Annotated in this window: 6 protein-coding genes; all 6 read left to right on the top strand. The window is 73.3% G+C overall.

The window, feature by feature from the left end; all coding sequences use genetic code 11:
* Nucleotides 1–265: 265 nt before the first annotated feature.
* The 6 genes from ACZ4SW_RS32280 (at nt 266) to ACZ4SW_RS32255 (ending at nt 10,740) form a co-directional block, all read left to right on the top strand.
* On the top strand, nt 266–898 hold the full coding sequence (locus tag ACZ4SW_RS32280) for a small secreted protein (RefSeq protein WP_468252434.1): 633 nt from the start codon (nt 266–268) through the stop codon (nt 896–898).
* A 27-nt stretch (nt 899–925) separates the two neighbouring features.
* Nucleotides 926–2,443 (top strand): DUF7059 domain-containing protein, encoded by a 1,518-nt coding sequence (locus ACZ4SW_RS32275; RefSeq protein ID WP_468252433.1) that lies wholly within the window; start codon nt 926–928, stop codon nt 2,441–2,443.
* A gap of 373 nt (nt 2,444–2,816) precedes the next feature.
* The gene (locus ACZ4SW_RS32270) at nt 2,817–3,014 is read left to right on the top strand and encodes a hypothetical protein (protein WP_468252431.1); all 198 of its coding nucleotides are present in this window, start codon (nt 2,817–2,819) and stop codon (nt 3,012–3,014) included.
* A 276-nt stretch (nt 3,015–3,290) separates the two neighbouring features.
* Nucleotides 3,291–6,125, top strand: coding sequence for a type I DNA topoisomerase (gene topA, locus ACZ4SW_RS32265; protein ID WP_468252430.1), 2,835 nt, complete (start codon nt 3,291–3,293; stop codon nt 6,123–6,125).
* A gap of 127 nt (nt 6,126–6,252) precedes the next feature.
* A complete protein-coding gene (gene tmk / locus ACZ4SW_RS32260; RefSeq protein ID WP_468252429.1) occupies nt 6,253–9,435 on the top strand; it encodes a dTMP kinase in 3,183 nt (1,060 codons plus the stop codon).
* Nucleotides 9,436–9,534: 99 nt separating this feature from the next.
* Nucleotides 9,535–10,740 (top strand): DNA polymerase III subunit delta', encoded by a 1,206-nt coding sequence (locus ACZ4SW_RS32255; RefSeq protein WP_468252427.1) that lies wholly within the window; start codon nt 9,535–9,537, stop codon nt 10,738–10,740.
* The last annotated feature ends 41 nt before the right edge of the window (nt 10,741–10,781 follow it).

Genomic DNA, 10,781 nt, shown 5'->3' with positions numbered 1-10,781 from the left:
GGGGGGGTGTGCAAATCCCGCCGCCCCTGTGGTGTTTTTGGAGAGCGGTCACACGGCCTCCACCTCCGCTCCTGGGAGAAGAGGGACACTCGGGCGGGCGTACGGCACTCTTCGAGAGTGCCGTACGCCCGCCCTTGTCCGTGTGGGGGGTTCTGCCCGTGAGCCTTCTCTCGCTTGGTGCAAAACGCTTCATCGACGCTCATAAGAGACATTCCGCATGTGGGTGCCGCTCGGTCGGCGTGTATGTTCCGGGGCCGAGAGAGCCATGGAAGGGACCAATCCGGTGAACAAGAAGCTCGCGGCCACGGTGTCCGGCGGTGCGGTGCTGGTTCTGGCGCTGTCGGCTTGCACCAGCGGTGGCAAGAGCCAGACCGACGACAAGCTGGGCTCCTGGGCCAAGCAGGTCTGCGACGCCGTGCCGGCGCAGAACGCGAAGATCAAGGCCGCCAACGACGCGATCACGAAGGCGGCCTCGGACACCACGAACCCGCCGGCGACCATCCAGAAGACCGACTCCCAGGCCTTCCAGGACATGTCCGACGGCTACAAGGCGCTCGCGACCGCCCTGAACAACGCCGGAGCGCCCCCCGGCGTCGACGGCGGTGCCAAGCGGCAGCAGGACGCCGTCAAGACCCTCAACAACCTCTCCGCGTCCTACGCCGACCTGAAGAAGAAGGTCGACGCGCTCGACACGAAGGACCAGGGCAAGTTCGCCACCGGGCTGCACGACATCGCGGCCCAGATGACGGAGCTGGAGAAGCAGAACCAGAGCGGGACCGCGGCACTGAAGAACCTCGAACAGGGCGACGTCAAGAAGGCGATAGCCGAGCAGGCGAGCTGCAAGAAGGCGGCCGCCACGGCATCGACGGCCGCCACGGCCCCGGCGACCGCGGGCTGAGTCCGTCCGCACGCCACAATGGGGGACGTGAGTACCCCCCGTCGCACCCTGCCCACCCCGGACCGCACCGATGTCGCCGCACGGCTGAGGGAGGCCCTGCTCGGCGCCTCCTTCACCGCCGACGGGCTGCTCGACCTGCTCGGAGCGCCCGCGTACGCGGCGCTCGCGCGGAGCGAGACCGTGCCCGCACTCCGGGCCACGCGCGGGGACACGCCGCTGGAGACGCTCGTACGGCTGTTCCTGCTGCAACAACCCGTGCCCCACGCACGCGTGGCTGACGTCCTGCCCCTCGACGCGTGCCTGGAGGCCGGCTGGCTGGTGCGCACCGGCGGGGACGAGGTCGCCGCGACCGTGGACGTGCGGCCGTACGGCGGACCGGGCGGCGAGGACTGGTTCATCGTCTCCGACCTCGGGTGCGCCGTCGGAGGAGCGGGCGGCATCGGCAGCCGGGACGAAGGCGTCGTCCTCGGCGTCGGCGGCGCCTCCACCACCCTCGCCGGCGTCACCGTACGGACCCCCGTCGACTCCGCCCTCGACCTCGGCACCGGCTCCGGGATCCAGGCGCTGCACGCCGCTCGGCACGCCACACGCGTGACCGCGACCGACGTCAACCCGCGCGCCCTGCACATCGCCGCGCTCACGCTCGCCCTGTCCGGCGCTCCGGCCGCCGACCTGCGTCAGGGTTCGCTCTTCGAGCCGCTCCGGGACGACGAGACCTTCGACCTGATCGTGTCGAACCCGCCCTTTGTGATCTCCCCCGGCGCCCGGCTCACCTACCGCGACGGGGGCATGGGCGGGGACGATCTGTGCCGCACGCTCGTCCAGCGGTCGGGTGAGCGGCTGAACAAGGGCGGGTTCGCGCAGTTCCTCGCCAACTGGCAGCACGTGGAGGGCGAGGACTGGCAGGACAGGCTCAGGTCGTGGGTGCCGCGCGGCTGCGACGCGTGGATCGTCCAGCGCGAGGTGCAGGACGTCACCCAGTACGCCGAGCTGTGGCTCAGGGACGCCGGGGACCACCGCGGCGAGGCGGCCGAGTACCAGGCGCGGTACGACGCCTGGCTCGACGAGTTCGAAGCGCGCAAGGTCCGGGCGATCGGATTCGGCTGGATCGCGCTGCGCAGGACCGACGCGGCCGAGCCCTCGATCACGATCGAGGAATGGCCGCATCCGGTCGAACAACCGCTCGGAGACACGGTCCGTGCGCACTTCGACCGCGTCGACTACCTGCGGGCGCACGACGACGCGGCGCTGCTCGCCGGGCACTTCAGGCTCGCCGCCGAGGTGGTCCAGGAGCAGGTCGGGCTGCCCGGCGCCGAGGACCCGGAGCACGTGGTGCTGCGTCAGAACCGCGGGATGCGCCGCGCGACGAAGGTGGACACGGTCGGTGCCGGCTTCGCGGGCGTCTGCGACGGCACGCTGAGCGCGGGGCGGATTCTGGACGCCATCGCCCAGCTGGTCGGCGAGGACCCCGTGCTGCTGCGCGACCGCACGCCCGCACAGATCCGGCTATTGGTCGAACAGGGGTTCCTGGAGCCCGCGCACTGACGCGGGCGGCGGCACGGCGGCACGGAGGGGCGGCGGACGGAGGGGCGGCGCGCGAGCTTCGGCACCCACGAATTCACGTCGAGTCGGCCCCGGCCGCCGCCGACCCCGTCCCGGCGCCGTTCGGGGCGCGGAGGGGCGCACAGGGCGTGCGGGGTGGCTTGTCCGCCGCGCGTTCACCTCAGGTTCGCGTACAGGCCTTCCCGGCGTGCCAGCCTCCGTCGCCGGGACGCCGCCGAGCAGGGGACGCCCCGGAGCGAAGGGCTCGGGCGAGCCGGGCCGGGATGACCATGCAGGTCGGGCGGGCCGGGACCGGCGGGCCGGACGGCCGGAAGCCGTGCGGGTCGGGCAGGGCGAAGCCGGGGGAGGGAACGACGTGGAGAGCGGACCGGCGATCATCACGGGCGCGGTGTTCGTCCTGTTCGGCGGTGGTCTGCTGACCTGGACCGCGACACGGGTGTACCGCGGTGAGCCGGTCGCGGCCGGTGTGAGCCGCATCGCATCCGCCGCACTCGCGAGCCTCGCCGCCGTGGCCGCGCTCGCGGCCGGCGCGTGGTGCTTCACCCGCCTCTGACATCCCCGTTCCCCGCCCCCGGGCGACCGGGGCGGGAGTAACCGGGGGGTCACCCTCCGGAGAGGCCCGAAAAGGCCGGTGGAGACTCCGGGCGGCAGGAATGCCGGTAGTCGGGTTACCGTTCGAGTGGCCGTTGTGGGCTTTTCCCGTTTGACACGGGGGCGGGATGTACCGTCACACTCCGCAGCGTCACCAGCGAAAGCGAACCAGAAAGCGACCTCACCCCGGGACCAGGGCCTGGGGAGGCCCCAGTGTCGACCGGAGAGAAGAGCGAAGTTGTCCCCGACCAGCGAGACCGCACAGGGCGGCCGCCGACTCGTCATCGTCGAGTCGCCTGCCAAGGCGAAGACGATCAAGGGCTATCTCGGCCCGGGCTACACCGTCGAGGCGAGCGTCGGGCACATCCGCGACCTTCCGAACGGCGCCGCGGAGGTGCCCGAGAAGTACACCGGCGAGGTGCGCCGCCTCGGCGTGGACGTCGAGCACGACTTCCAGCCGATCTACGTCGTCAACGCCGACAAGAAGGCGCAGGTCAAGAAGCTCAAGGAGCTGCTGCGCGAATCCGACGAGCTCTTCCTCGCCACCGATGAGGACCGCGAGGGCGAGGCCATCGCCTGGCACCTCCAGGAGGTGCTCAAGCCCAAGGTGCCCGTCAAGCGGATGGTCTTCCACGAGATCACCAAGGACGCGATCCAGCAGGCCGTGCGCAATCCGCGCGAGCTGAACCAGCGGCTCGTCGACGCCCAGGAGACCCGCCGCATCCTCGACCGCCTCTACGGCTACGAGGTCTCGCCGGTGCTGTGGAAGAAGGTCATGCCGCGCCTGTCGGCGGGCCGCGTCCAGTCGGTCGCCACCCGTCTCGTGGTCGAGCGGGAACGCGAGCGCATGGCGTTCCGCTCTGCCGAGTACTGGGACCTGACGGGCACCTTCGCGACCGGCCGGGCGGGAGACCCCTCGGACCCGTCGTCGCTGGTCGCCCGCCTGCAGAGCGTCGACGGACGGCGCATCGCGCAGGGCCGCGACTTCGACTCCGTGGGCCGGCTCAAGAGCGAGCAGGTCCTGCACCTCGACGAGGCGAACGCCCGCGCGCTGGCCGCCGCCCTGGAGAACACCCGCTTCTCGGTGCGGTCCGTCGAGTCCAAGCCGTACCGCCGCTCGCCGTACGCCCCGTTCCGCACGACGACGCTGCAGCAGGAGGCGAGCCGCAAGCTCGGCTTCGGCGCGAAGGCCACCATGCAGATCGCGCAGAAGCTGTACGAGAACGGCTACATCACGTACATGCGTACGGACTCCACGACGCTGAGCGACACCGCCGTCGCGGCCGCCCGCGCCCAGGTCACGCACCTGTACGGCGCCGAGTACCTGCCCGAGGCGCCGCGCACGTACGCCGCCAAGGTCAAGAACGCGCAGGAGGCGCACGAGGCGATCCGGCCTTCGGGTGATCGTTTCCGCACCCCGGCGGAGACGGGTCTGACCGGCGACCAGTTCAAGCTGTACGAGCTGATCTGGAAGCGGACCGTCGCCTCCCAGATGAAGGACGCGACCGGTAACTCGGTCACCGTCCGGATCGGCGGCACCGCCTCCGACGGACGGGACGCCGAGTTCAGCGCGTCCGGCAAGACGATCACGTTCCACGGCTTCCTGAAGGCGTACGTCGAGGGCGCCGACGACCCGAACGCCGAGCTCGACGACCGTGAGCGCCGGCTGCCGCAGGTCGCCGAGGGCGACGCGCTCAGCGCCGAGGAGATCACCGCCGACGGCCACGCGACCAAGCCCCCGGCCCGTTACACCGAGGCCAGCCTGGTCAAGGAGCTGGAGGAGCGCGAGATCGGCCGCCCGTCGACGTACGCGTCGATCATCGGCACGATCCTGGACCGCGGCTATGTGTTCAAGAAGGGCACGGCCCTCGTGCCGTCCTTCCTGTCCTTCGCCGTGGTGAACCTCCTCGAGAAGCACTTCGGGCGGCTCGTCGACTACGACTTCACCGCGAGGATGGAGGACGACCTCGACCGCATCGCACGCGGTGAGGCGCAGGCCGTGCCGTGGCTGAAGCGGTTCTACTTCGGCGAGGGCCCGGTCGAGGGGGCGGCCGCCGACGCCGGCAACGGCGACGGGGACCACCTCGGCGGCCTCAAGGAACTGGTGACCGACCTGGGCGCGATCGACGCGCGCGAGGTGTCGTCGTTCCCGGTGGGCAACGACATCGTGCTGCGTGTGGGCCGCTACGGGCCGTACATCGAGCGCGGCGAGAAGGACACCGAGCAGCACCAGCGCGCCGACATCCCGGCCGACCTGGCGCCGGACGAGCTGACCGTCGAACTGGCCGAGGAGCTGCTGGCCAAGCCCAGCGGCGACTTCGAGCTGGGCACCGACCCGGCCACCGGGCACACGATCGTCGCCAAGGACGGCCGCTACGGCCCGTACGTCACCGAGGTGCTCCCCGAGGACACCCCGAAGACCGGCAAGAACGCGGTCAAGCCGCGCACGGCCTCGCTGTTCAAGTCGATGTCCCTGGACACGGTGACCCTCGAGGACGCGCTGAAGCTGATGTCCCTGCCGCGTGTCGTCGGCACCGACGCCGACGGGCAGGAGATCACCGCGCAGAACGGCCGCTACGGCCCGTACCTGAAGAAGGGCACGGACTCGCGCTCGCTCCAGTCCGAGGACCAGATCTTCACGATCACGCTCCAGGAGGCGCAGGCGATCTACGCCCAGCCCAAGCAGCGTGGCCGGGCGGCCGCCAAGCCGCCGCTGAAGGAGCTGGGCGAGGACCCGGTCAGCGGAAAGCCGGTGGTCGTCAAGGACGGCCGCTTCGGCCCGTACGTCACCGACGGCGAGACCAACGCGACCCTGCGCTCCGGCGACAGCGTGGAGACCATCACCCCGGAACGCGGCTTCGAGCTGCTCGCGGAGAAGCGGGCCAAGGCGCCCGCGAAGAAGACGGCGAAGAAGGCCGCCGCCAAGAAGGCGCCGGCCAAGAAGGCGACGTCGACCGCGGCGAAGAAGACGGCCGCCAAGAAGACCGCCACCAAGACGGCGGCGAAGAAGACGACGGCGAAGAAGACCGCCGCCGCCAAGACGGCGGCGTCGAAGGACGCCGCCGAGGACTGAGCCGAAGCCGCGGTTCCCCCCGTCCGCTTCGCGAAACCGCACGGTCCGGCATCAGTTCGGTGTCGGGCCGTGTGTACATGCCCAGTGGCAGTCCTGGGCTGTCGGCGGCTCCCGATAGTCTGAATGCATGACGCGAGCCGAGCAGCCAACGGCCCCCCAAACGGCCCCCGACGACGCCCTGGTCGCAGATTCCCGCGAGCGCGCCGTCCGCGCCCTGCTGCACCAGCCGCAGCTGAAGCGGCTGTGGAGCGCCCAGCTCGTGGGCGGCATCGGTGACGCCCTCGCCGTGCTCGTCCTGATCCTGCTCGTCCTCCAGGCCGCCATCGCCGGGGGTTCCTTCGGAGGCGGCTACCGGGGCGTGGCCTTCGCGATCGCGACCGTCTTCGGCGCGCGGGTTCTGTCCACCCTGCTCTTCGGGGCCGTGCTCCTCGGCCCGCTCAACGCGCTGACGTCAAAGGAGGGGCCGCTCGACCGCCGCTGGACGATGGTCGGCGCGGACGGCGTGAGGGCCGCCCTGCTGATCGTCGCCCCCCTGTGGATCGACTGGACCCCGGGCAGCGCGCTCGCGCTCCTGCTGGTCACCGCCTTCGTCACCGGCGTCGCCGAGCGCTTCTGGACGGTGTGCCGGGAGAGCGCGGCGCCCGCCCTGCTGCCCGCGCCGCCGCCGGAGGGCGCGACGGTGCGTCCACTGCCGGACCACATGGACGCCCTGCGCCGTCTGTCGCTGCGGACGGGATTCGCAGCGGTGCCGCTGGCCGCCGCCGCACTCGTCGTGGCGGCGCTGCTGAACAACCTGCTGGGCACGGGCGTCACCTGGTTCGCCCAGCACCAGGCGGCCCTGGCGTCGTACGTGGCGGCCGGGCTGTTCGCCGCCTCCCTGTCGGTGGCCACCTCCCTGGAACTGCCCGGCACCCGCACCCCCCGCGCGCGGTCGCCGCTGGAGGGCCTGCGCCGCCCCCGCACCGACGCGGGCGTCGAGAAGGGCCGCACGGGCGCGCTCCCGCTCCTGGTGCTCGCCTGCGCCGCCGTCGCCGGGGCGGTCGCGGCCGCCGCCGCCGTCTGCGTGCTGCACGCCAAGGACCTGGGCGGCGGCCCGGTGCTGTACGGCCTGCTGGTCCTCGCGCTGACCGGCGGCACGGTCGTCGGCATCCGTACGGCGCCCCGTGTGCTGCCGTCGCTGTCGCGGCGGCGGCTGCTCGCGCTGGCCATCGCCTTCACCGGCGTCGCGCTGCTCGCCGCGGGTCTCGACCCTGACGTCACCAGCGTGCTGCTGATCGCGCTGCTCGCGGGCACCGGCGCGGGCGTGGCCGCGAACACCGGGCACACGCTCCTCGACCAGGAGGCCGAGGAGCACCGCCGGGCGCGGACGACCGAGCACCTGCACGCGGTCGTCCGGGTGTGTGTCGCGCTGTGCGCGCTCGTGGCACCGCTGGTGGCCGGCGCCATCGGGCCGCACCGGATGGAGAACGGCAGGTTCGTGTTCGCGCACGGCGGCGCCGCCTTCACGCTGATGCTGGTCGGTGCGCTGCTGCTGCCCGTGGCCGCGCTGGTGCTCGCCAAGGTCGACGACCGCTCCGGGGTGCCGCTGCGGCAGGACCTGCTCGACGCCCTGCGCGGCGGCGACGACCCGGAGCACGCCCCCACGGCGAACGGATTCTTCATCGCCCTGGAGGGCGGCGACGGCGCCGGCAAGTCCACCCAGGCCGAGGCGCTCGCCGAGTGGATCCGCGCCAAGGGCCACGAGGTCGTGCTGACCCGTGAGCCGGGCGCCACCCCGGTCGGCAAGCGGCTGCGGTCGATCCTGCTGGACGTCTCCAGCGCCGGCCTGTCGCACCGCGCGGAGGCGCTGCTGTACGCGGCGGACCGCGCGGAACACGTGGACACGGTCGTCCGTCCGGCCCTGGAGCGCGGCGCCGTCGTGATCTCCGACCGGTACATCGACTCGTCCGTGGCCTACCAGGGCGCGGGCCGTGACCTGTCCCCGACCGAGATCGCCCGCATCAACCGCTGGGCGACCGACGGCCTCGTGCCGCACCTCACGGTCCTGCTGGACGTCGCGCCGGAGACCGCGCGGGAGCGGTTCACGGAGGCGCCGGACCGGCTGGAGTCGGAGCCCGCCGAGTTCCACGCGCGCGTACGGTCCGGTTTCCTCACGCTGGCCGCCGCCGACCCCGCGCGCTACCTGGTCGTCGACGCCGGGCAGGAGCCCGAGGCGGTCACGACCGTGATCCGGGCGCGGCTCGACCAGATGCTGCCGCTGTCCGAGGCCGAGCTGAAGGCGCAGGAGGAAGCGCGTCGCAAGGCCGAGGAGGAGGCCCGGCGCAAGGCCGAGGAAGAGGCGGCGCGCAAGGCCGAGGAGGAGCGGCTGGAGTGCGAGCGCCAGGAGCAGCTCGCCAAGCTGCGCGCCGAGGAGGAGGAGCGCAAGCGGCGCGAGCTGGAGGAGGCGCAGCGCCGCGAGGCCGAGCGGCAGGCCGAGGAGGCCCGGCTGCGGGCCGAGGAAGCCCGCCGCCGCGCCGAGGAGGAGAAGGCGCGGCTCCTGGCGGAGGAGAAGGCCCGGGCCGAGGAGGAGGCGCGGCGCAGGGCCGACGAGGAGCGGCGGCGCCGGCAGGCCGAGGAGGAGGCCCGGCTGCGGGCGGAGGCCGAGGAGCGCCGGCTGGAGAAGCAGCGGAAGGCGGAGGAGGCGCTGCTGCGGGCCGAGGAGGCGCGCAGGGCCGCGGCGGAGGCGGCGGCCTCGGCTGCCGCGGCGGCCTCGGCACCGCCCGCCACGGGAGCCGCCGGAACCGGTGCGCCCGCGCGGGACGCGTCGCCGGACAACGAGACGACGGTCCCCACGCCCCTGGTGACGCCGACGAACGCATCCGGCGGACCGGCGGACGAGACCGCGGTCCTGCCGCCGGTGCGGGCGCGGGAGGCCGACGCGGAGACCACGGCGGAGCTGCCGGCGCCGCCCGAGCCGCGGGGAGCGGCCGACGAGACGGCGGTCCTGCCCCCGGTGGTGCCGGGTGCCGCCGACGAGACGGCCGTCCTGCCGCCCGTACGGGACACGGGTGCCGGTGATCCGGCGGACAGGGTGCCGCCCGGCTACTTCCGCGACGAGCGCCCGGCTCCGCGACCGGACGGCGCCGAGGAGCGCACGCGCGAGCTGCCGCAGGTGGACGCCGACGGCCGGCCCCGCCGCCCGCGCCCGGACTGGGCGGAGGAGACGCCCCTGGACGACCTCCCGACCCTGGCGGACGAACTGCTCGGCCCGCGCGAGGAAGAGGACTGGGACGACGGCCGGGACGGCCGGGGCCGCGGCAGGCGCCGCTGAGCGGGACCCGCCCCGGCTGTCGGTGCCCGCGGCCGTTGTCAGTGGTGACCCGCACAATGGATCGCGGCAGGGCGGAGTACGACGGAAGGGCGGTGTCCCGTGAGCGTGTGGGACGACCTGGTGGGCCAGGAGAAGGTGTGCGAGCAGCTCGGCGCGGCTGCCCGGGACGCCGACGCCCTGGTCACCGCGGCCTCCGCCGACACCCCGCCGCCCGAGGCGTCCAAGATGACGCACGCCTGGCTGTTCACGGGCCCGCCGGGCGCGGGGCGTACGCAGGCGGCGCGGGCGTTCGCCGCGGCGCTGCAGTGCGTGAGCCCCGACCGCGCGCTCGGCGGGGCACCCGGCTGCGGCTTCTGCGACGGCTGCCACACCGCCCTGCTCGGCACGCACGCGGACGTCACCACGGTCGCCGCCGTGGGCACGCAGATCCTCGCCGACGACATGCGCGACACCGTCCGCAAGTCGTTCACGTCGCCGGCGAACGGCCGCTGGCAGGTGATCCTCGTCGAGGACGCCGAGCGGCTGAACGAGAAGTCGGCCAACGCGGTCCTGAAGGCGGTGGAGGAGCCCGCCCCCCGCACGGTGTGGCTGCTGTGCGCGCCGTCCCTGGAGGACGTCCTGCCGACGATCCGCTCCCGCTGCCGCCACCTGAACCTGCGCACGCCTTCCGTGGACGCGGTCGCGGACCTGCTGATGCGGCGCGACGGCGTCGAACCGGAGGCCGCGGTCGCGGCCGCCCGCGCCACGCAGGGCCACGTCGACCGCGCCCGCAGGCTGGCCACGGACGAGCGGGCCCGTGCCCGCCGGGCCGCCGTCCTGAAGCTCCCGCTGCGGCTCGACGACATCGGAGGCTGCCTCAGAGCCGCCCAGGAGCTGGTCGACGCGGCCACGGAGGACTCCAAGCAGCTCGCCGAGGAGATCGACGCCAAGGAGACCGAGGAGCTGAAGGCGGCGCTCGGCGCGGTGCAGGGCGGCCGGATGCCGCGCGGCACCGCGGGGGTCATCAAGGAGCTGGAGGACAAGCAGAAGCGCCGCAGGACGCGCACCCAGCGCGACAGCCTGGACCAGGCCCTCACCGACCTCACGGGCTTCTACCGGGACGTCCTGGCCCTCCAGCTCGGCTCCCGGGTCGCCCTCGCCAACACGGACGCGGAGGACGCACTGCAGCGGCTGGCCGGCGGCAGCACGCCGGAGTCCACGCTGCGCCGTATCGAGGCGATCGCCGCGTGCCGGGACGCCCTGGACCGCAATGTGGCGCCGCTGCTGGCGGTGGAGGCGATGACGATGGCGCTGAGAGCGGGGTGAGGGGCGGCCTTCTCGCTCTGCCCCGGGTGTGACCGGGGGTC

It is taken from the genome of Streptomyces sp. NPDC028331, assembly GCF_055565775.1.
The sequence above is the reverse complement of the archived record's forward strand: the minus strand, read 5'-3'. Positions and strand labels throughout refer to the sequence as shown.

Coding starts and splice junctions, on each gene's coding strand:
- ACZ4SW_RS32280 (WP_468252434.1), top strand. CDS start 266: ATGGAAGGGACCAATCCGGTGAACAAGAAGCTCGCGGCCACGGTGTCC.
- tmk (WP_468252429.1), top strand. CDS start 6,253: ATGACGCGAGCCGAGCAGCCAACGGCCCCCCAAACGGCCCCCGACGAC.